Source organism: Streptomyces sp. NPDC001507 (assembly GCF_042894765.1).
GTDB lineage: Bacteria > Actinomycetota > Actinomycetes > Streptomycetales > Streptomycetaceae > Streptomyces.
Genome location: NZ_JBIAVV010000006.1, coordinates 166,120 through 188,195, shown reverse-complemented (window position 1 = coordinate 188,195; position 22,076 = coordinate 166,120). Strand labels below are relative to the sequence as shown.

General features: G+C 72.9%; 18 protein-coding genes. 12 read left to right on the top strand and 6 right to left on the bottom strand.

Translation table 11 applies throughout. The features are described 5' to 3' along the window. Positions 1–97 precede the first annotated feature (97 nt). Positions 98–1,903, bottom strand: a complete 1,806-nt coding sequence (locus ACFY0K_RS20880) for a 3-hydroxyacyl-CoA dehydrogenase family protein (RefSeq protein WP_390641084.1) — start codon at positions 1,901–1,903, stop codon at positions 98–100. Between the two features lie 376 nt (positions 1,904–2,279). On the opposite strand from ACFY0K_RS20880, the gene ACFY0K_RS20875 reads away from it, so the two are divergent. Beyond that, a complete protein-coding gene (locus tag ACFY0K_RS20875) occupies positions 2,280–2,855 on the top strand; it encodes an adenylosuccinate lyase (protein WP_390641083.1) in 576 nt (191 codons plus the stop codon). Here ACFY0K_RS20875 and ACFY0K_RS20870 read toward each other — a convergent pair. From ACFY0K_RS20870 to ACFY0K_RS20855, 4 genes are all read right to left on the bottom strand, one after another. Beyond that, positions 2,842–3,405, bottom strand: coding sequence for a GNAT family N-acetyltransferase (locus ACFY0K_RS20870; protein ID WP_390641082.1), 564 nt, complete (start codon positions 3,403–3,405; stop codon positions 2,842–2,844). The genes ACFY0K_RS20875 and ACFY0K_RS20870 overlap by 14 nt on opposite strands. A gap of 65 nt (positions 3,406–3,470) precedes the next feature. Next, positions 3,471–3,869 (bottom strand): RidA family protein, encoded by a 399-nt coding sequence (locus tag ACFY0K_RS20865; protein WP_390641081.1) that lies wholly within the window; start codon positions 3,867–3,869, stop codon positions 3,471–3,473. Between the two features lie 56 nt (positions 3,870–3,925). Next, entirely contained in the window at positions 3,926–5,494 is a 1,569-nt protein-coding gene (locus ACFY0K_RS20860; RefSeq protein WP_390641080.1) for an alpha/beta hydrolase, read from the bottom strand. A 151-nt stretch (positions 5,495–5,645) separates the two neighbouring features. Next, positions 5,646–6,686, bottom strand: a complete 1,041-nt coding sequence (locus ACFY0K_RS20855; protein WP_390641079.1) for an Rv2578c family radical SAM protein — start codon at positions 6,684–6,686, stop codon at positions 5,646–5,648. A gap of 191 nt (positions 6,687–6,877) precedes the next feature. Here ACFY0K_RS20855 and ACFY0K_RS20850 point away from each other — a divergent pair, with 191 nt between their 5' ends. The 10 genes from ACFY0K_RS20850 to ACFY0K_RS20805 all read left to right on the top strand — a co-directional run bounded on the left by ACFY0K_RS20850 (position 6,878) and on the right by ACFY0K_RS20805 (position 21,136). Next, entirely contained in the window at positions 6,878–7,321 is a 444-nt protein-coding gene (locus ACFY0K_RS20850; protein WP_390641078.1) for an SRPBCC family protein, read from the top strand. A gap of 217 nt (positions 7,322–7,538) precedes the next feature. Next, positions 7,539–9,929, top strand: a complete 2,391-nt coding sequence (locus ACFY0K_RS20845) for an MFS transporter (RefSeq protein ID WP_390641077.1) — start codon at positions 7,539–7,541, stop codon at positions 9,927–9,929. Between the two features lie 186 nt (positions 9,930–10,115). Next, entirely contained in the window at positions 10,116–12,563 is a 2,448-nt protein-coding gene (locus ACFY0K_RS20840; protein WP_390641076.1) for a SpoIIE family protein phosphatase, read from the top strand. 155 nt (positions 12,564–12,718) lie between these two features. After that, positions 12,719–13,444, top strand: a complete 726-nt coding sequence (locus ACFY0K_RS20835) for a class I SAM-dependent methyltransferase (RefSeq protein WP_390641075.1) — start codon at positions 12,719–12,721, stop codon at positions 13,442–13,444. Positions 13,445–13,521: 77 nt separating this feature from the next. Next, positions 13,522–14,355: a M55 family metallopeptidase gene (locus ACFY0K_RS20830; RefSeq protein WP_390641074.1), complete on the top strand. Its 834-nt coding sequence runs from the start codon at positions 13,522–13,524 to the stop codon at positions 14,353–14,355. Further along, on the top strand, positions 14,348–15,652 hold the full coding sequence (locus ACFY0K_RS20825; RefSeq protein ID WP_390641073.1) for a M20/M25/M40 family metallo-hydrolase: 1,305 nt from the start codon (positions 14,348–14,350) through the stop codon (positions 15,650–15,652). The genes ACFY0K_RS20830 and ACFY0K_RS20825 overlap by 8 nt, the downstream gene beginning before the upstream one ends. Positions 15,653–15,680: 28 nt before the next feature. After that, a complete protein-coding gene (locus ACFY0K_RS20820) occupies positions 15,681–17,615 on the top strand; it encodes a prolyl oligopeptidase family serine peptidase (protein ID WP_390641072.1) in 1,935 nt (644 codons plus the stop codon). Positions 17,616–17,638: 23 nt separating this feature from the next. Next, entirely contained in the window at positions 17,639–18,562 is a 924-nt protein-coding gene (locus ACFY0K_RS20815) for an LD-carboxypeptidase (RefSeq protein ID WP_390641376.1), read from the top strand. Positions 18,563–18,604: 42 nt separating this feature from the next. Then, entirely contained in the window at positions 18,605–19,159 is a 555-nt protein-coding gene (locus ACFY0K_RS20810) for a GNAT family protein (RefSeq protein ID WP_352362606.1), read from the top strand. 57 nt (positions 19,160–19,216) lie between these two features. Continuing rightward, the gene (locus ACFY0K_RS20805) at positions 19,217–21,136 is read left to right on the top strand and encodes a DUF5107 domain-containing protein (protein WP_390641071.1); all 1,920 of its coding nucleotides are present in this window, start codon (positions 19,217–19,219) and stop codon (positions 21,134–21,136) included. A gap of 22 nt (positions 21,137–21,158) precedes the next feature. Here ACFY0K_RS20805 and ACFY0K_RS20800 read toward each other — a convergent pair whose 3' ends face one another. After that, positions 21,159–21,509: a VOC family protein gene (locus ACFY0K_RS20800; protein ID WP_352362602.1), complete on the bottom strand. Its 351-nt coding sequence runs from the start codon at positions 21,507–21,509 to the stop codon at positions 21,159–21,161. 88 nt (positions 21,510–21,597) lie between these two features. Between ACFY0K_RS20800 and ACFY0K_RS20795 the strand changes: the two genes are divergently transcribed. Next, positions 21,598–22,041: a phage holin family protein gene (locus ACFY0K_RS20795; RefSeq protein WP_390641070.1), complete on the top strand. Its 444-nt coding sequence runs from the start codon at positions 21,598–21,600 to the stop codon at positions 22,039–22,041. Positions 22,042–22,076 lie beyond the last annotated feature (35 nt).

The following is a 22,076-nucleotide window of genomic DNA, read 5'->3' as shown; positions in this document are numbered from 1 at the left end:
TCCGGGGTTTCCCCCGCCCCCGAAGGGCGGGGGACCGTCCGCGGGGTCGAGCAGCCCGCCCCAGTCCTTCTCGTCCCGGAACCAGTCGCCGGCGCCGTCAGCGGCGGGCATATTCGCGGAAGCCACGGCCGGTCTTGCGGCCGAGGCAGCCCGCGGCCACCAGGTGCTCCAGGAGCGGCGCGGGCGCGAGGCCCGGGTCGCGGAACTCCCGGTGCAGCACCTTCTCGATGGCGAGCGAGACGTCCAGGCCGACCACGTCCAGGAGCTCGAAGGGCCCCATCGGGTAACCGCCGCCGAGCTTCATCGCCGCGTCGATGTCGTCGAGGGAGGCGTAGTGCTCCTCGACCATCTTGATCGCGTTGTTCAGGTACGGGAACAGCAGGGCGTTGACGATGAACCCGGCCCGGTCGCCGCAGTCGACGGCGTGCTTCCGGATGCGGCCGCAGACCTCGCGGACCGTGGCGTGGACGTCCTCGGCGGTGAGCACGGTGCGGACGACCTCGACCAGCTTCATGGCCGGCGCCGGGTTGAAGAAGTGCATGCCGATCACGTCCTGCGGCCGCGAGGTGGCGCGGGCGCAGGCGACGACCGGCAGCGAGGAGGTGGTGGTGGCGAGCACCGCGCCCGGCTTGCAGACCTTGTCGAAGGCCGCGAACAGCTGCCGCTTGACCTCCAGGTCCTCGGCGACCGCCTCGACGGCCAGGTCGACGTCCGCGAAGGCGTCGTACGAACCGGCCGGGGTGATCAGGTCCAGGGTCTGCGCGGCCGCCTCGGCGGTCATCCGGCCCTTGCCGACGGAGCGGTCCAGGGACTTGCCGATGCGGGCCTTGGCGGCGTGCGCCTTCTCCTCGCTGCGGGCGGCGAGGACGACCTCGTACCCGGCCTTGGCGAAGACCTCGGCGATCCCGGAGGCCATGGTGCCGGAGCCGGCGACGCCGACCGAGCGGACCGTACGGCCGGGGGTGAGCGCGGCGCCGTCCAGCGGGGTGAGCGCATCCCGGACGACGGTGGCGCTGCCCGGGGCCTCGTAGGTGTAGAAACCGCGGCCCGACTTGCGGCCGGTCAGGCCCGCCTCGCTGAGCTGCTTGAGGATGGGGGCGGGGGCGTGCAGGCGGTCGCGGGACTCGGCGTACATGGCGTCCAGGACCGTACGGGCCGTGTCGATGCCGATCAGGTCCAGCAGGGCGAGGGGGCCCATCGGCAGGCCGCAGCCGAGCCGCATGGCCGCGTCGATGTCCTCGCGGGAGGCGTACTTCGCCTCGTACATCGCGGCGGCCTGGTTGAGGTAGCCGAACAGCAGCCCGTCCGCGACGAAACCGGGACGGTCGCCGACCGCGACCGGCTCCTTGCCCAGCTCGATCGCGAGGTCGGTGACGGCGGCGACGGCGCCCGGCGCGGTGAGCACCGAGGAGACCACCTCGACCAGCTTCATCGCCGGGGCCGGGTTGAAGAAGTGCAGGCCGAGAACGCGCTCGGGGCGGGCCGAGTCGGCGGCCAGCCGGGTCACGGAGAGCGCGTTCGTGCCGGTGGCGAGGATCGTCTCGGGCCGGACGATGCCGTCCAGCTCCCGCAGCACCTGGTGCTTGATGTCGTACGACTCCGGGACCACCTCGATGACGAGGTCGGCGTCGGCGGCGGCCGTCAGGTCGGTGCCGGTGCGGACCCGGGCGAGGGTGTCGGAGCGCTCCTGCTCGGTCAGCCTGCCGCGCACCACGGCACGCGCGGTGGCGGCCTCCAGGGCGGCGAGGGACCTGGCGGCCTGCGCCTCGCTGATGTCGATGCCGATCACCTCGCGGCCGGCCTTCGCGAGGACCTCGGTGATACCGGTGCCCATGGTGCCGAGGCCGACGACGGCGATCGTCTTGAGCGGGGACAGGGAAGGGTCGGACTGGGGAGTGGCCATCGCGGGACTCCAGGAATGAGGGTGACGACTGGAAACGCGCCCGGGTGCGCCGAGGGGCGCACCGGGTGCGGAGAGAGTTGCGTGAATGCGGGTGGTGCCGGGCTGCGAGCGCACACGCCCGGTGCTGCCGCCACGGGCGCGCACACGCCCGGCGGCGGATTCCGACCGGCCCTGTCCCGGAGCCGGGTCGTAAAGCGGTACGAGGTACCGAACCGACCTGCGTACTCACGGCGGCTGCGTCACCAAACCGGCGTGAGCGTTAGTGCGAGTGGGTGACTCGCTCGATTGAGCTTAACCGGCGGGTAACGAGCGCGCCAGCCCCCGGAGTTTGTGATGTACGTCCCTCGTCTGCCGCAACCCCTCTACGCTGGGCTTCGTGGACGAAGAGTTGCGATCACTCACGGAGCGTTTGCGGCAGGAGTCGCAGGGGACGGCCGCCTTCGGCCGGCTCCTGGCCACCGAGGACCACGACGAACTGGCGGAGGTGCTCACCGCGGCCGGACAGCCCCTGTGGGCCAGGGAGCTGGCCGCGTTCCGGCTGGGGACGGCCGGTGATCCGCGGGCCTTCGAGACCCTGGTCCTCCTCCTCAACCACCGCGACCCACCCCGCTGCGTCTCCGCCGCCCACGCCCTCGCCCGCCTCCGGGACCCGCGCACCGCCCGCGCGGCCGCCGCCCTCGCCACCAACGAACTCCGCGTCGCCTACGCCCTGCAGCCCGTCCGGCTCCTGGTCGAACTCCGCGCGCCGGAGTCCGTCCCGGCCCTGATCACCACCCTGGAACGCCGGCTGCGCCCGCACGACCCCTACCGCAGGGTCGCCCTGGCCTGCGTGGACGGCCTCGGCGCCCTCGGCGACACCCGTGCCCGCCGCGTCCTGGCCGAGGCTCTGGCCCACCCCACCCTCGCCGAGGCGGCGGTCCAGGCCCTCGCCCGCATCCCTAGGCAGAGGTGACGCCCGGCTCCCTGACGTACCGCACCTCGGGCACCGGCACCCCGTCGACGTCGTACGGCTCCTCGGCCCCGTCGGCCGCGAAGCCCGCGATCTCGTAGAACCGCCGGGCGCGCGCGTTCTCCTTCAGCACCCACAGGTACACGCGCGCGTGCCCGGCGCACTGCTCCAGGACCGTCGTGAGCAGCGCCCGTCCGACGCCGGTGCCGAGGTGCGCGGCGGCCACGTAGATGGCGTACAACTCGGCGTCGCCGGTGCGTACTTCACCGTCCCGGTACGGCCCGTGCGCCGCCCACCCCACGATGGTGCCGCCTCGCTCGGCGACCAGCTCCGTCACCCCGTCCCCGCCGTCCAGGAACCGCGTCCTGCGCCGTTCGGCGTCCCGCTCGACGCTGAGCCCGTCCAGGAACGGCTGCGGCATGAGGCCCCGGTAGGCGTACTGCCAGCCCCGGACGCGTATCTCGGAGACCCGGTCGCAGTCGGCGAGGGCCATCGGGCGGATGCGGAGGGACGGGGCAGGGGCGGCGGGGCCGTGGGGCGAGTCCTCGTTCATGCCGGCACCCTAGGGAATCGCGGCGCCTCGGGGAGCGGAGGGACCCGCCCGCCCGGGATTCGGCGTCAGCCGGCCACCACCGCCAGGGCCTCGACCTCCATCAGGAACTGCGGGCCGACGAGCGCGGCCACCTGGACGGCGGAGGCGGCCGGGAGCCGGTCGTCGGGTATGTGGGCGGCACGGGCCGCGCGGACGGCCGGCAGGTGGGCCATGTCCGTGACGAAGTAGGTGAGTTTGACGACGTCGTCGAAGGTCGCTCCGGCCGCCGCCAGGCAGCGGCGCAGGTTCTCGAAGACCTGGCGGGCCTGGGCCGCCGGATCGCCCTCGCCGACCAGCTTGCCGTCCTCGTCCAGCGGCAGCTGGCCGGAGACGGCGACGAGCCGGCCGGTCGCCGCCACCACGTGCGTGTACTGGGCGGCGGGGGCGACTCCGTCGGGGGCGGGGATACGGGTCAGATCACTCATGCGTCCATGGTGGACCACGGGTCTGACAACGCCCCCGACGGGACGTCAGGACCGGCTCAGCCGCGGAAGCCCAGCAGACCGTGCAGGGTCGAGCCGCGGGACGACGTCGAGGCCGCCTTGGCGGTGAGGGGCTTCGGGTCGGGGGTCTTCCTGCAGACCGCGTCGACGGAGCCGGCGCCGTGGGGGACCGTGCCGTCGGTCAGGTAGGCGGCGAGGTGGCCGTCCAGACAGGTGTTGCCGCTGAGCGTGATGCCGTGGTTGCCGCCGCCCTGCTCCACCACCAGGCGGGAGCCGGCCAGCAGACGGTGGACGGCGACGCCGCCCTGGTAGGGCGTGGCCGCGTCGTCCGTCGCCTGGAAGAGGAGGGCCGGCGGGAGCTTGGTACTGGTGATGTCCGCCGGCCGCAGCGCCTTCGTCGGCCAGTACGCACAGGACGCGTTGTACCAGGCGTTGTTCCAGACCATGAACGGCGCCTTCGCGTACGCCGCCCAGTTGTCCTTGCGCCACTGGTTCCAGTCCCGCGGCCAGGAGGAGTCCCGGCACTGGACGGCCGCGTACACGCTGTAACCGTTGTCGCCGGACGCGTCGACGGCGGCGAAGTTCTGGTACGCCTCGACCAGGGCGGCCGTCTTCCTGCCGTTGACGTAGGCGGAGAACGCGTCGGCCAGGTAGGGCCAGTAGCCGTTGTAGTAGCCGCCGGGGATGAAGGTGTCCTCCAGCTCCGAGGCGCCCACCTTGCCGCCGGCCGGCTTCTTCGCCAGTGCGGCCCGCATGGCGTACCACTTGGCCTCGACCTTCTCCGGGTCGGTGCCGAGCTTGTACGTCGAGTCGTACTTCGCGATCCACGCCATCAGGGCGCGCTGGCGGTCGTTGAACGCGTAGTCCTGGCTCAGGTTGTCGTCGTACCAGACACCCGTGGGGTCGACGATCGAGTCCAGGACCAGGCGGTGGATCCGGTCCGGGTGCAGCTTGGCGTAGACCGCGCCCAGGTAGGTGCCGTACGAGTAGCCGAAGTAGCTGACCTGCCGGGCGCCGAGGGCCTGGCGGATCGAGTCGAGGTCCTGTGCGGCATCGAACGTGTCGAGGTGGGGCAGCAGCTTCGCGTACTTCGTGCCGCAGGCCGCCGCGAAGGACTGCACCCGCTTGAGGTTCGCCTGTTCGAGGGCGGGGGTGGCCGGGACCGAGTCGGGGCGCACCGGTGCGAAGTAGCCGGGGGAGCAGTCGATCGCCGGGGTGCTCTTCCCGACGCCGCGCGGGTCGAAGCCGATGACGTCGTACTGGGCGGCCACCTTCTTCGGCAGCGTGGACGCCACGAAACCGGCGAGGGCCAGCCCGCTGCCGCCGGGGCCGCCGGGGTTGACCAGCAGCGGACCCTGAGAGGCCGGCGCGGTGTGCGGGACGCGGGAGAGGGCGAGCGTGATCTGCCGCCCGCGCGGGTTGCGGTGGTCGAGGGGCACCCTGACCGAGCCGCACTGCAGCGTCGGGTAGTCGGTGGTGCCGCACTTCTTCCAGGTCACCGGGGATGCCTGGACGGGGGCTCGGGTGGCGGCGGTCGCGGGCGGGACGGTGAACGGACCGGCCACGACGGCGGCGACGGCGCACAGCACGGCTGCGCGTGTTCGCATGGGTCCTCCCAGGACGGAGGGTCGCGGACCGCACGTGCCACGGTCCTCGCCGCATCGTCCCGGAAAAAGGGCCCGGAAGAACGCATTCTGATGATGAATGACCCAATTGGTCCGAGGGTTGCGCCCGAACGCCCCCGGGCCGGCGGCTCGGTCAGAGCAGGGTGAGCTGGGTCGGCTCCGGCAGCGCGGGCTCCTCCTCCGCCGGCAGTGCCGGTATCCGGCGGGCGGCGCCCGCGCGGTTCGGCCCGATGCCGTACTCCTCGGCCAGTTCGTGCACCTGACGGGTGATCCGGCGCTGGTACCACTTGGGTGCGTAGGCGCCCTCCGCGTACAGCCGCTCGTAGCGCCGCACCAGATGCGGGTGGTGGGCCGCGAGCCAGCTCATGAACCACTCGCGGGCGCCGGGGCGCAGATGCAGCACCAGGGGTGTCACCGAGGTGGCCCCGGCCGCCGCGATCGCCCGCACGGTGGCTCGCAGCTGGGCCGGGTGGTCGCCGAGGAAGGGGATGACCGGCGCCATCAGGACCCCGCAGCCGATGCCGGCCCCGGCGAGGGCGCGGACCACGTCCAGCCGGCGCTCGGGGGCGGGGGTGCCCGGCTCCACGGTCCGCCACAGCTCGGGGTCGACGAAGCCGACCGAGACCGAGATGCCGACGTCCGTGACGTCCGCCGCCCGGCGCAGCAGGTCCAGGTCGCGCAGGATCAGGGTGCCCTTGGTCAGGATCGAGAACGGGTTGGCGTGCTCGGTGAGGGCGGAGATGATCCCCGGCATCAGCCGGTAGCGGCCCTCGGCGCGCTGGTAGCAGTCGACGTTGGTGCCCATCGCGATGTGGTCGCCGAGCCAGCGGCGCGAGCCGAGCTGGCGGCGGAGCAGCTCCGGCGCGTTGACCTTGACCACGATCTGGGTGTCGAAGCCGATCCCGGTGTCCAGGTCCAGGTAGCTGTGGGTCTTGCGGGCGAAGCAGTACACGCACGCGTGCGAGCAGCCCCGGTACGGGTTCACCGTCCACTCGAACGGCATCCGCGAGGCGCCCGGCACCCGGTTGATGATCGACCGCGCCCGCACCTCGTGGAACGTGATCCCCCTGAACTCAGGGGTGTCGAACGTGCGCGTCGTGACCGCGTCCGCGCCGAACAGCGCGGTCCCGGCCCGGCCGTGTTCGGCCTCCTCGGTGAGGTTCTCCCAGCGCATGACGCCTCCTCGGTAGCACTGCCCACAGAATAGAACATCTGTTCCCATGATCGTGCGAACGATCTGTGGAGACCGCGCGGAAGCCGGTTCCGGTCACGTTTCCGATCGCTTGGGCACCCCGATTTGGGCGGCCGGGCGCCGGGGTGGTTGGCTTGGAGCAACCCCGAGAACTCAGGTGCTGGAGGAAAGCGATGGCGCAGGTCGAGGCCACTACGGAGCGGGTCGTCGGCGCGGACGCGGAGACGGTGTTCGACGCGATCGCCGACTACAGCGGCACGCGCGCGAAGCTGCTCCCCGAGCACTTCAGCGAGTACGAGGTGCGCGAGGGCGGCGACGGCGAGGGCACCCTCGTCCACTGGAAGCTGCAGGCCACCAGCAAGCGGGTCCGGGACTGCCTCCTGCAGGTCAGCGAGCCCACCGACGGCGAGCTGGTCGAGAAGGACCGCAACTCCTCCATGGTCACCACCTGGCGGGTCACCCCGGCGGGCGAGGGCAAGTCCCGGGTCGTCGTGCACACCACCTGGCAGGGCGCCGGCGGCATCGGCGGCTTCTTCGAGAAGACCTTCGCGCCCAAGGGGCTCGGCCGGATCTACGACCAGGTGCTCGACAAGCTCGCCACCGAGGTCGAGAAGTAGTACCGCGTCACGTGCCGGTGCGCGTGCCGGTTCGCGTGCCGGTTCGCACGGCGGTGATCAACCTCCCGATGAACAGCGGGTGTTGGCTCCCTCACCGGTTCGGGTGGATCTCCGATTCGACCGGTCTCGTGCCGTAACTCGTCGTGCTTGCTCGCAGTTGTCGCCCTACGGGAAATAAGGCGGCAATTGTGCGCAGGTGCGACGAGGGGAGCGGTACGTGGGCGGAACGACGCTGGTGCAGTACGAGGAGCCGGCCGCGGTGTTCGCGGACGCCCCCGTGCCGGAACCCGCCCCGGTCCCCGGACTCGGGCCGCGCCGTACCCGGCTGGTCTTCTGCGGGCTGATGCTCGCCCTGCTCCTCGCCGCGCTTGACCAGATGATCGTCGCCACCGCGCTGCCGAAGATCGTCGGCGAACTGCACGGCCTCGACAGGATGTCCTGGGCGATCACCGCCTACCTGCTCACCTCCACCGTCGGCCTCCCCGTCTACGGCAAGCTCGGCGACCTCATCGGCCGCAAGGGCGTCTTCCAGTTCGCGATCCTCGTCTTCGCCGTCGGCTCCGCGCTGGCCGGACGGGCGCAGAACATGGACCAGCTGATCGCCTTCCGCGCCCTCCAGGGCGTCGGCGCGGGCGGGTTGATGATCGGCGTGCAGGCGATCATCGCCGATATCGTGCCGCCCCGGCAGCGCGGCCGCTTCATGGGCCTGATCGGCGCCGCCTTCGGCCTCGCCTCGGTCGCCGGGCCGTTGCTCGGCGGCTACTTCACCGACCACCTCTCCTGGCGCTGGTGCTTCTACGTCAACGTGCCCTTCGGGCTGGTCACGCTCGCCGTCGTCACCCTCGTGCTCAGGCTGCCGAAGCCGCAGGTCCGGGGCCGGTTCGACGTGTTGGGCACCCTGCTGCTCGCCGCCGCCTCCACCTGCCTGGTGCTGCTGACCAGTTGGGGCGGGACGGAGTACGACTGGGGTTCGCGCGTCATCCTCGGTCTTGGCGCGGGCGCGCTGGTCGCCGGGGCGCTGTTCGTCGTCGCCGAGCACCACGCGGCCGAACCCCTCATCCCGCTGCGGCTGTTCCGGGACTCCGTCTTCAACGTCACCGGCCTGGTCGGACTCGTCGTAGGGGTCGCCCTGTTCGGCGCCGCCAGTTATCTGCCGACCTTCCTGCAGATGGTCGACGGCGCCTCGGCGACCGAGTCCGGGCTGCTGATGCTGCCCATGATGGGCGGGATCGTCGGCGCCTCGATCGTCGCGGGACAGCTCATCAGCCTCACCGGTCACTACCGGATCTACCCGGTGCTCGGCGGCGCCGTGTCCGTCGCGGGCATGTGGCTGCTGTCCCGCCTCGAAGTCGGCACCCCGCGCTGGCAGTACAGCATCTGGATGGCCGTCCTCGGCGCCGGGATCGGCATGGTGATGCCGGTGCTCGTCCTCGCCGTGCAGAACTCCGTACGGCCCGCCGACCTCGGCACCGCCACCAGCGCCAACAACTACTTCCGGCAGATCGGCGGCAGCGTCGGCGCCGCCGTCTTCGGCACCCTCTTCGCCGACCGGCTCACCGACGCCCTGCACAGGCGTCTCCCCGTCCAGGCGGGCGCCCGCCTGCCCGACCCCGAGTCCCTCACCCCGCAGCTAGTCCACGCGCTGCCCCCGGCGCTGCGCGACGCATACATCCGCGCCTACGCCGACGCGATGCCCAGGATCTTCCTCTACCTGGTCCCGGTGCTCGTCCTCGGCCTGCTCGTCGCCTGCTTCCTCAAGGAGAAACCACTGGTGTCCCATCCCACCGCCGAACCGGAACCGACATCCCTCACCGCCCCGATCCCGCAGGCCCGGTCGTCCCACGCGGGCGCCGGGGTCCCCGTCTGCGGCACGGTGCAGCACCCCGACGGGACCGTGGTGCCGCGCGCCGCGCTCACCCTCATCGACGCCGTCGGCCGGCAGATCGGCCGCGGCGCCAGTGCCGAGGACGGCCGGTACGCGCTGGCCACGCCCGGCTCCGGGGCGTACGTCCTGATCGCCGCCGCCGGCGGCCACCAGCCGCAGGCCGTCACCGTGACGGTCGGCGAGCGGCCCGTCGAGCTGGACGTCGTGCTCGGCGGCGCCGGGCGGCTCGCGGGCAGCGTGCTCACCGCCGACGGCACCCCGGTGCGGGACGCCACCGTCACCCTCACCAACGTGCACGGCGAGGTGGTCGCCAGCGTCCGCAGCGGCCGCGAGGGCGGCTATGTGATCACCGAGCTGGTGGCCGGCGAGTACACCCTCGCCGGCAGCGCCCCCGCCTTCCGCCCGGCCGCCCTCCCGGTCACCGTCCAGGCCTCCCGGGAGACCCGGCAGAACGTCGAACTCGCCGGCGGCGCCGTGCTGAGGGGCACCGTCCGGGCCGGCGGCGGACGGCCGGTGGAGGACGCCCGGGTGACGCTGCTCGACGCCGCCGGGAACGTCGTCGACACCCTCACCACCGGCGCCGACGGAACGTTCCGGTTCGTGGACCTGTCCTCCGGCGAGTACACCGTCATCGCCGCCGGCTACCCACCGGTCGCCACCGTCCTCCAGGTCGCGGGCGGCGGCCGTACCGAACGCGACCTCCAGCTCGGTCACGAGGACTGAGAGCGAGGAGCGGCCGGGGCACGGTGGACGCGGTTCGCGCACCGTACGGGGGCGCGGACCTGCGCGCCGGTGCGATCCGGTGAAACCAATTCCAGGATTGCCACACATCGCAACCGGCGCCCACCGTACGGTAGTGACGGGCGGCACAGATCTTTTGCGGAGCCGTGGGGAGAGAGGGCCTGGGCCATGGACCAAGGCAGCGAGCGGGACACGCATCCCGGCCTCGGTGCTGGGGACGGTGTGTCGGGCCGCATCCCCCTGGCCGTGGTCGTCGTCGACCGCGACGGCGACGTCTCGCACTGGAGCACCGGCGCCCGGCGGCTCTTCGGCGCCGCCAAGGAGGAGGCCATAGGCCGCTCCGTCCTCGACCTGCTGCCCGTCTCCGGTGCCCTCCCCGACGACGACGAGATCACGCCGTACGGCGCCTACGCGGCCTACGACGGACTCGGCCCCGACCTGGAGTCCTCCCTCGACGGACGGCTCAACTTCCCGGCGGCCGGCCGCGCCCGGCTCACCGTCTCCGACCGGGACCGCGCCGACGTGCTCTGGTGGGCGTACCCGCTGGTCGGCCCGGGCAACGAGCGGCTGCTGGTGCTCGCCGCCGACGCCGAGCGGCTGCGCCGGGCCGAGCGGGACGAGGGGATCGCCTTCGAGCGCATCGCGCCCGGCTTCGCCCTGCACACCGACTTCCCCGGCGCGGAGGAACTCGCCCGCAGGCTGCCCGAGATCCTGCCCAGCATGAGCGTCGACGAAAGCGCCCGGATCGTCGCCCAGGTCCTCGAACTCGGCTACCCGATCCTGGAGTTCAGCCAGAACGACCGGGTTCCCGTCACCCCCGACTGGGGCGTGGCCCGGCGCACCGAGCGGATGGCCCGCCGCGAGCGTGCGGCGCATGTCGCCGCGCAGGGCCTGCCGGTGCCCGCCGAACTCGCCGACGACGAGGGCGAGGACCTGGAGTACGCGGCCGTCCGCGAGCGCCTCGAGTTCCTCACCGAGGTCAGCGGGAGGATCGGCACCTCGCTCGACCTGTCGCGCACCATCGTCGAGGTCAGCAGAGCCGTCGTCCCCCGCTTCACCGACGTCGCCGGCACCTACCTGCGTGAACAGGTCGTCGCCGGCGAGGGGTTCCCGGACGGCGTGCCCGACACCACCACCATGTGGCACCGGGTCGCCCTGGAGCACACCGACGAACCCGGCCGCTGGGACGACGTCGTACCCGTCGGCGAGGCCATGCCGTTTCCGGCGCACACTCCGTTCTTCCAGTGCATGACCACCGGCGAGCCGGTCCTGGTGCCGCGGATCAGCGTGGAGATGGGTCACGCCATCGCCTCCCAGTTCGAGAAGCGCGACATCCGGCCGCTGATCACCGGCCGCTCGATGCTGGTCGTACCGCTGAAGGCGCGCAACGTCGTGCTCGGCTTCATGATCCTGCTGCGCCACCCCGAGCGCGAGATGTTCAACGACATGGACCGCGTCACCGGGGCCGAACTCGCCGCCCGCGCCGGGCTCGTGCTCGACAACGCGCGCATGTACACCTACCAGGAGAGCGTCGCCGAGACCCTCCAGGACAGCATGCTGCCGCACATCCCGCCGCGCATGGCGGGCTGCGACATCGCCACCCGGTACCTTCCGGGCACCCTGCTCGGCCGGGTCGGCGGCGACTGGTTCGACTCCGTGAAACTCCCCGGCGCCCGCACCGCCCTGGTGGTCGGCGACGTGATGGGACACGGCCTCAACTCGGCCGCGATGATGGGCCAGTTGCGGACCGCCGTACAGACCATGGCGGCCCTGGACCTGCCGCCCGCCCAACTCCTGCGCAACCTCGACGACCTGGCCCAGCGGCTCGGCGACGGCTACCTCGCCACCTGCCTCTACGCCGTCTACGACCCGATCGGGAGCGAACTGCACCTCGCCAACGCGGGCCACATCCCTCCCGTACTGGTCCGCGCGGTCGACGGGCGCAGCGAACTGCTCGACCTGCCCACCGGGGCACCCATCGGCGTCGGCGGGGTCGCCTTCGAGTCGCTGCGGGTGCGCGTCGAGCCCGGTGACCGGCTGGTCATGTGCACCGACGGACTGGTCGAGATGCGCGGCGAGGACATCGGCGTCGGCCTCGCCACCCTCTGCGAGTCCGCCGCCCACCCGGCCGCCTCCATGGACGACGCCTGCGACACCATCATCCGCGCCCTCAACACCCGCGGCGGCCGCAAGGACGACGTCGCCCTGCTGATGGCCCGGCTCAACGGGATCGAGCCCGAGGACGTCGCCGAATGGCGGCTCGCCCTCGACCCGGCCGAGGTCCGCCGGGCCCGCGCCGTGGTCCGCGAGCAACTGCACGACTGGGGCCTCGCCCGGCTCGCCGACCCGGCCGAACTCATGGTCAGCGAACTCGTCACCAACGCCGTACGGCACTCCCACAGCCGCCCGGTGCAACTCCGGCTGATCCGTGGCGAGACCCTGCTGTGCGAGGTCGACGACGACGATCACACCCTGCCGACCCTGCTCGGCGTCGACCCCGCCGCCGAGACCGGACGCGGACTGCGGGTGGTCTCCACGCTGGCCCGGGAGTGGGGCACCAGCCGTACGGCCGCCGGGAAGACCGTATGGTTCGAACTCACCGCACCACGCCACTGACCCGGGCACCCACCGCAGACCAGGGGGCGCACGTACGTCGAACGAGGAGTGAAGGAAAGCGCCAGGTGCTTGTGGCCGAAACCCGCGCACGGTAGACCGTACTGGCCCGTCACTTACGACGGGTCATATACGGCTGCATCCTGGGGAGTTGGGCCATGAGCGTGACGAGTCGGTACCGCAGTGCCTGGGAGGGCTTCTGGCGCGAGGCGCCCGAAGAACAGGGGGCGGTGTTCTGGGACGCCGAACCGGCCGTCACCGCGGGCGTCCATGCCGCCCTCTTCGAGCCCCATCTCACCGACCCCGGCCTGCCCCTGGTCGACCTCGGCTGCGGCAACGGCACCCAGACCCGCTACCTCGCCGACCGCTTCCCACGCGTCCTCGGCACCGACATCTCCGAGTCCGCCCTGGACCACGCCCGGCACGCCGACCCCGGCGGACAGGCCGGCTACCGTCTGCTCGACGCGGCCGAGAAGAGCGAGGCCCAGGCCCTGCACGCGGAGCTCGGCGACGCCAACGTCTACATGCGGGGCGTCCTGCACCAGTGCGAACCCGACGACCGGCAGCCGGTGATCGACACCATCGCCACCCTCGTCGGCAGCCGCGGCCGGGCCTTTCTCGTCGAGCTCTCCGAGGCCGCCCGGCCCGTCCTCGGAGGCCTCGCCCAGAGCCCGTCGGGACCGCCGCCCAAGCTCGCGCCGGTCTTCCGGCACGGCATCGCACCCGGCGAGGTCGCCGACGCCGCGGTCCCGGAGTACCTGCGCAACGCCGGCCTCACCGTCCTCGCGAGCGGCGAACTCCCGCTGACGACAACCGAGACCACGCCGGACGGCGAACGGATCGTCCTGCCGTCCAAGTGGGTGCTGGCCGGGCGCCAGAACTGAGGGAGCGGACCGGACGGCGGCCGACCCGCCGTCCGCACCGTGGCCCCGGCCACCTCCGGCGCGTAACGTGACGGTCCATGAAGATCCTCATCAGCGCCGACATGGAGGGCGCCACCGGGGTGACCTGGCCCGGCGACGTGCTGCCCGGCGCGCCGCAGTGGGAGCGCTGCCGGCCGATGTTCACCTCCGACGTCAATGCCGCCGTCCTCGGGTTCTACGACGGCGGCGCCGACGAGGTCCTCATCAACGAGGCCCACTGGAGCATGCGCAACCTGCTCCTGGAGCAGCTCGACGAACGCGCCCAGATGATCACCGGCCGCCACAAGACGCTGTCCATGGTCGAGGGCGTCCAGCACGGTGACGTCGACGGCATCGCCTTCATCGGCTACCACACGGGCGCCGGCATGGAGGGCGTCCTCGCCCACACCTACCTGCCCAACTCCGTCACCGGGGTCTGGCTGAACGACGTCCGCGCCAGCGAGGGCCTGCTCAACGCGCACGTCGTCGCCGAGTACGGCGTCCCGGTCATCCTGGTCACCGGCGACGACCTGGCCTGCGAGGACGCCCTCGGCTACGCGCCCGAGGCCCGCAAGGTCGCCGTCAAGGACCACGTGTCGAGGTACGCGGCCGTCTGCCGTACGCCCGCCCGGACCGCCGCCGACATCCGGTCCGCCGCCAAGGAAGCGGCCGCGCTCGCGGTGCGCCACGAACCCGTGACCGGTGGACCCTTTACCATCGCCCTGGAGTTCGACGCCGAGCACCTCGCCCTCGCCGCCACCGTCGTCCCCGGCGTGGACCAGGTCGGCGAGCGGAAGGTCACGTACACCGAGGGGACCATGTACGACGGCATCCGCACCTTCAAGGCGGTCACCACGATCGTCTCGGCCGCGGTGGAGGAGCAGTATGGCTGACCAGCAGGCACTCGACGAGGTCGTCCGGTTCACCTCCGAGCTGATCCGGATCGACACCAGCAACTTCGGCGGCGGCGACTGCCGGGAGCGGCCCGCCGCCGAGTACGCGGCCGAGCGGCTCGCGGAAGCCGGCCTGGAGCCGATCCTCCTCGAGCGGACCGCGGGGCGCACCAACGTCGTCACCCGCATCGAGGGCACCGAGCCGGCCGCCGACGCGCTGCTGGTCCACGGCCACCTCGACGTCGTACCCGCGCAGGCCGCCGACTGGCGCGTCGACCCCTTCTCCGGGGAGATCCGCGACGGGGTCGTGTGGGGGCGGGGCGCCGTCGACATGAAGAACATGGACGCGATGATCCTGGCCGTGGTCCGGGCCTGGGCGCGGGAAGGGGTACGGCCGCGGCGGGACATCGTCGTCGCGTTCACCGCCGACGAGGAGGCCAGCGCCGAGGACGGCTCCGGGTTCCTCGCCGACCACCACCCCGAACTGTTCGAGGGCTGCACCGAGGGCGTCGGCGAGTCCGGCGCCTTCACCTTCCACGACGGCAGCGGACGGCACCTCTACCCGGTCGCCGCCGGGGAGCGCGGCACGGCCTGGCTCAAGCTCACCGCGCGCGGCCGGGCCGGACACGGCTCCAAGGTCAACGCGGAGAACGCGGTCACCCGCCTCGCCGCCGCCGTCACCCGCATCGGCGAGCACCGGTGGCCGCTCCGGCTCACCCCGACGGTCTCCGCCGCCCTCACCGAACTCGCCGTCCTCTACGGCATCGAACCCGACCTCACCCAGGTCGACCTGCTCCTCGACAAGCTCGGCCCGGCCGCCCGGCTGGTCGAGTCCACCGTCCGCAACAGCGCCAACCCGACCATGATGAACGCCGGTTACAAGGTCAACGTCATCCCCGGCGAGGCCGTCGCCTTCGTCGACGGACGCTACCTGTACGGCACCGAGGACGAGTTCCGCGCCACCCTCGACCGCCTCACCGGCCCCGACGTCGACTGGGAGTTCCACCACCGCGAGGTCGCCCTCCAGGCGCCGCTGGACTCGCCGACGTACGCCCGGATGCGGGCCGCCGTCGAGGAGTTCGCCCCCGGCGGGCACGTGGTGCCGTACTGCATGTCGGGCGGCACCGACGCCAAGCAGTTCTCCCGGCTGGGCATCACCGGCTACGGTTTCGCCCCGCTCGAGCTCCCCGAGGACCTGGACTACCAGGCCCTGTTCCACGGCGTAGACGAACGCGTCCCCGTCGAGGCCCTGCACTTCGGCGTGCGGGTCCTGGACCGCTTCCTGCGCACGGCATAGCACGGCACACAGTCGAGAAGGAGAGAACGTGGAGACGAAGGCGTACGGCTCGTGGCCCTCACCCGTCGACGCGGCCCTGGCGGCGGCGCACGACGGCTTCGCCGAGTGGGTGGGCTTCGTCGGCGACGAGCCCTGGTGGACCGAGCCCCGGCCGGCGGAGGGCGGCCGCCGGACCCTGGTCCGCGGCGCCACCGGCGAGTCCGTGCTGCCCGCGCCGTGGAACGTGTGCAGCCGGGTCATCGAGTACGGCGGACTGCCCTGGGCCGGTGCCGTACCAAAGGGCGACGGTGAACCGCTGCTGGTCTTCGTCCACTTCGACGACCAGCGGCTGTACCTGTACCGGCCCGGCGGGACGCCCCGGCCGCTGACCCCGCCCGGTCCCCGCTGGGCCGACCCGCAGTTGCTGCTCGACCGGGACGAGGTCTGGTGCGTCCTGGAGGAGTTCACCGGAGCCGCGCCCACCGACGTGCGCCGGGTGCTCGCCGCCGTACCGCTGGACGGCTCGGCCGCCGACGACCGGGCCGCGGTACGCGAACTCACCGACGAACGGCACCGGTTCGTCACCGGTCCGCGCCTCTCGCACGACGGACGCCGGGCCGCCTGGCTCGCCTGGGACCATCCGCGGATGCCGTGGGACGGCACGGAACTGCTGGTCGGCGAGGTCGGCTCCGACGGCGTCCTGCACTCGGTCCGCACCGCGGCCGGCGGTCCCACCGAGGCCGTCGCCCAGGTGGAGTGGTCCGCGGACGACCGGCTGCTGTACACGAGCGACCGCAGCGGCTGGTGGAACCTGTACCGCGACGACCAGCCGCTGTGCCCGCGCGAGGAGGAGTTCGCGGGGCCGCTGTGGCGGCTCGGCCAGAACTGGTTCGCACCGCTGGACAACGGGATGATCGCCGTCCTGCACGGCCGCGGGGCGATGACCCTCGGGATACTCGATCCGGAGACCGGTGAGATCGCCGACGCGGCCGGGCCGTGGACCGAGTTCTCCGCCACCCTCGCCGTGCACGGCACCCGCGTGCTCGCGGTCGGCGCCGGGCCGCGCACCGCCCACGAGGTCGTCGGACTCGACACCGCCACCGGGCGCGCCCGGGTCGTCGGCACCCCGCACCGGGACGCGGTCGACCCCGCCTACTACCCCGACCCGCAGGTCCGCACCTTCACCGGCCCCGGCGGCCGCGAGGTGCACGCCCACATCCACCCGCCCCACCACCCCGGCCACATCGCCCCCGAGGGCGAGCTGCCGCCCTTCGTCGTCTGGGCGCACGGCGGCCCCACCAGCAGGACACCGCTCGTCCTCGACCTCGCGATCACCTACTTCACCTCGCGGGGCATCGGGGTCGCCGAGGTCAACTACGGCGGGTCCACCGGGTACGGGCGGGCCTACCGGGAGCGGCTGCGCGAGCAGTGGGGCGTGGTCGACGTCGAGGACTGCGCGGCCGTCGCGCTCGCCCTCGCCGAGGAGGGCACCGCCGACCGCGCCCGGCTCGCGATCCGCGGCGGCAGCGCGGGCGGCTGGACCACCGCCGCCTCCCTGACCGGCACCGACGTCTACGCCTGCGGCACCATCTCCTACCCCGTCCTCGACCTCACCAGCTGGGGCGCGGGGGAGACCCACGACTTCGAGTCCCAGTACCTGGAGTCCCTGATCGGTCCGCTCGCCGAGGTGCCCGAGCGGTACGTCGAACGGTCGCCCAGCGAGCACGCCGACCGGCTCACCGCGCCCTTCCTGCTGCTCCAGGGGCTGGACGACGTGATCTGCCCGCCCGCGCAGTGCGAACGCTTCCTCGCCCGGCTCGACGGCCGCCCGGTGCCGCACGCCTACCTCACCTTCGCGGGCGAGGGCCACGGCTTCCGGCGCGCGGAGACCCTGGTGCGCGCGCTGGAGGCCGAGCTCGCCCTCTACGCTCGGGTCTTCGGGCTGGACGTGCCCGGCATCCCCGAGCTGGAGCTGGTGAAGTGACCGGAGCGACCGGCGCGACCGGAGTGGCCGAGTTGACGAGGCCCGCCAGGCTCTCCGCCGGGGCCCGCGTCGCCGTCGTGGCGCCGAGCGGGCCGGTGCTGGAGGACCGGCTCCAGGCCGGTCTCGACATCCTGCGCGGCTGGGACCTCGACCCGGTGGCGGCACCCCACGTGCTCGCCACGGACGGCGAGCTGGGATACCTCGCGGGCTCCGACGCCGAGCGCGCGGCCGACCTCCAGCAGGCCTGGTGCGACCCGTCCGTCTCCGCCGTCCTCTGCGCGCGCGGCGGCTTCGGCGCCCAGCGCCTCGTCGACCTGCTCGACTGGGAGGCGATGCGCGCGGCCGGCCCGAAGGTCTTCGTCGGCTTCAGCGACGCGACCGTGCTGCACGAGGCGTTCGCGACCCGGCTCGGCCTCGCCACCCTGTACGGGCCGGTGGCCGCCGGCGCCGACTTCGTCAAGAGCACCGAGGCACAGGAACACCTGCGGGCCACCCTCTTCGCCCCGGAGACCGTCCGCACCATCCCCTCCCGGGGCACCGCGCTGGTGGGCGGCCGGGCCACGGGCGTCACTGTCGGCGGCTGCCTGCGGCTGCTCGCCACGGGCGTCGGCACCCCGCACACCCACACCGGTGTGCGGGGCGGCCTGCTCCTGCTGGAGGACGTCGGCGAGGCGCCGTACAGCCTCGACCGCAGCATCACACAGCTGCTGCGGTCCGGCCTGCTCGACGGCGTCGCCGGGATCCTGCTCGGCTCCTGGGACCGGTGCGGACCCTACGAGCGGCTACGGCCGATGCTCCTCGACCGGCTCGGCGGCCTGGGCGTGCCGGTGCTGGAGGAGTTCGGGTTCGGGCACTGCGAGTCGGCCCTGACCATGCCGCTCGGAGTCGCCGCCGAACTGGACGCGGAGGCGGGCACGCTGACGCTGCTGGAGCCGGCGCTGCGCTGAGAGCCCACCCGCGCCGCAGGCGGCTCCGCGTAGGGTGTCGGGATGCCGCACACCGCTTCCCGCTATCTCGCCGAGGGCCCCCGCGTGGGCATCCGCCACTTCACCTACGAGGACGGCGCCGAGTTCATCGCCCGGGCCCGGGAGAGCAAGGACCTCCACCAGCCCTGGCTGTTCCCGCCCACCACCGACGCGGCCTACGCAGGCTACGCGGGGCGGCTGATCGAGGACCGCAGCAAGGCCGGGTTCCTGGTCTGCGAGAAGGACGCCGACGGCGCCATCGCCGGGTTCATCAACATCAACAACATCGTCGAGGGCGGCTTCCAGTGCGGTGCGCTCGGCTACGGCGTGTTCGCGCACGCGGCCGGGCGCGGCCTGATGAGGGAGGCGATGGGCCTGGTCGTGGACTACGCCTTCGGGCCGATGCGGCTGCACCGGCTGGAGATCAACGCGCAGCCGGGCAACGCCGCGTCCATCGCGCTCGCCCGCGGTGCCGGGTTCCGGCTGGAGGGCTTCTCGCCGAACATGATCTACATCGACGGGGCCTGGCGGGACCACGAACGCTGGGCGATCACGGCGGAGATGCGGACCGCCCGCTGACCTTTGCGCAATCCTGACCGGCAGCTCCCCTGGTCAGCTCACCCGGCGCCGGGTTCCATGGTGATCGTGACGAGGATCCGACGTGAGGTACTGACCCTGCCCGCGGCGGAGTTGGGCCCGGACAACCCGCTGCCGCCGCTCCGCCTCCAGGACGAGATTCACCGCGTCGACGAACGTGACCGGGAGGACCTGCCGCGGGACATGGCCCGCCGGCCCGGTCACGAACCGCTGCGCAGCCTCCTCCCGGTACGGCTCCGCGACGGCTACGGCAGAACCCGCACACCTCGCGAGTTCGACGCCCTGGTGATCGAGAACGACCGCCTCCGCGCCACCGTCCTGCCCGGCCTCGGTGGCCGCGTCGTCTCCCTCGTCCACCTGGCCGCCGGCCGCGAACTCCTCTACCGCAACCCGGTGTTCCAGCCCGCGAACCTCGCCCTCAACGGCGCCTGGTACGCCGGTGGCATCGAGTGGAACATCGGCGCCACCGGCCACACCACCCTCTCCTGCGCCCCGCTCCACGCGGCCCGCGTCCCCGCCCCCGACGGCGGCGAGATGCTCCGGCTGTGGGAGTGGGAACGGCTGCGCGACCTGCCTTTCCAGGTCGACCTGTGGCTGCCGGACGGCTCCGACTTCCTGTACGCCGGCGTCCGCGTCCGCAACCCCCACGAACACCCGGTGCCCGGCTACTGGTGGTCCAACACGGCCGTACCGGAGGACCGCCGGATCGTCGTCCCGGCCGAGGAGGCCTGGGAGTTCGGGCCCGAGCGCCGACTGCGCCGGGTGCCCGTTACGGATCACGGCACCCAACCCCCGTATCCGGCCGACTGGTTCTACGACATCCCGGACGGCCGCCGCCGCTGGATCGCCGCGCTGGACGCCGACGGCCACGGCCTGGTGCAGACCTCCACCGACGAACTGCGCGGCCGGAAACAGTTCGTGTGGGGGTCGGGGCCCGGAGGCCGGCGCTGGCAGGAGTGGCTCGGCGGACCCGGCACCGGCGGCTACCGTGAGATCCAGGCCGGACTGACCCGCACCCAGCTGGAGCACGTCCGTCTCGAAGCGGAGAGCGAGGTGTGCTGGCTGGAGGCGTACGGCCCACTGTCGGCGCCGTCGCCGGAGAACGTCGAGGAGCGGCTCGAACTCGCCCTGCCGCGAGCCGAGCTGGACGCCGCCCACGTCGCGTGGAAGCCGTACGCCGACACCGAACCCGGTGAACCCCTCGCCACCGGCTCCGGCTGGGGCGCCCTCGAAGTGCTGCGCGCCGACTGGAAGCTGCCCGGCACGCCGTTCCCCGAGGCGACGCTCACCGAGGAACAGGCGCCCTGGCGGGAGCTGCTGCGCACCGGCACCCTGCCCGAGCCCCGCCGGGTACGGCCGCCAGGACCGACCCTGGTCGCCCCGCACTGGCGGGACATGCTGGAGACCGCCCCCGCCACCCCGCACACCGAGTACCACCTGGGCATCGCCCAGTGGCACGCCGGCGACCGCGCCCAGGCCGTCCGCAGCTGGGAGCGGGCCCTCCCGCTCGCCCCGTCGCTCTGGCCGCTGCTGCGCTGCCTCGCCGTCGCCGACCAGGAGAACGGTCAGCACGAGCGGGCCGCGGAACGCTACGCCGACGCCTTCGACGACCTGTGCCGGGAGCGCCGCGACGACGGCGAGACCTGGACGGCGGCCTGCGCGGCACTCGGCCGGGAGACCGTCGAGGCGCTGCTGCGGGTACGGCGGACCGCGGACGCCCGTGCCGTGTGGGAGGCGCTGCTGCCCGCGATCCGGGAGCGCGGCCGGTTCCGGCTCCTGGAGGCGGAGTTGCTGCTCGCGGAGGGACGGCCGGCCGCTGCCCGGGCCGTCTTCGACGCCGGGTTCGAGGTGGCCGACCTGCGGGAGGGGTCGGACGCGCTCGGCCGGCTGTGGGCGCGGCTCGGGGACGAGCCGCTGCCCGCCCGGTACGACTTCCGGATGCGGCCGCAGGGCCTGTGACCGGCCCCGCCGCGGTCCCGGTTCAGCCCCGGTGCTGGTCCACGTACTCGAACAGCGAGCCGTCCGGGTGCATCGCGAGCAGGTTGCGGCCGGCGGGCGTGGCCACCGGGCCCGCGAGGATGCGGGCGCCGAGGTCGTCCAGCAGCCGGTGGGCCGCGTCGACGTCCTGCACCGCGATCGTCGCGGCCACCTTGCGCAGCACCTCCAGCTCCGCCTCCGGCCCGCTCATCAGGAGGAACGAGCCGACCGCGGCGACCTGGACGCCGCCGCGTTCGAATCGCTGGGCTCTGCCGCCGGAGAGGCGTTCGTAGAACGGGATCGCGGTATCGAGGTCGTCGACGCAGATGCGCAGAGAGGCGCCCAGAATCTCCATGGGCACGAGCCTAGTTGCCGCGGGCCGGGATGGTGTCACCCCCGGTGATCTCCTGTTACGGCAATTCTGGTCCGGGTACCCGCACCCTATGGAACACCTGGATCATCTCGAACATCTGGACAAGGATCTCGTCGACGAGCTGGCACAGGTCGCGCGCGAGACCGTACGGGACGAACTGCGCGAGCAGGGCCGCAAGCGGCGGCGGGCCGCCATGCTGTACGGCGCGTCCGGCGCGGTCGCCCTGTACGCCGGGGCCGCCGTGGCACTGGCCGTGGGGCTGGCGTGGGCGATCCTGCTGCCGGCGTGGGCCGCGGCGCTGGTCACCGCGGTGATCCTGGGCGGGGTGGCCTATGCGCTGCGCGAGGCGGGGCGGCCGAAGAGGCCGCACGCACCGCACCGGGTGATCGGTGGGACGGCGCCCGGGGTACCGCCCACTGGGACGGGGCTGCCGTATCCGCCGATTCCGGCGGAGCCGCCGAATGTCCCGGGCATGCCGGGTGCGGATCCGGAGTCGCCGCATCACCGGAGCTGACGGGGCGCTTTCAGCAGGCGGCGTTTCAGAGTCTT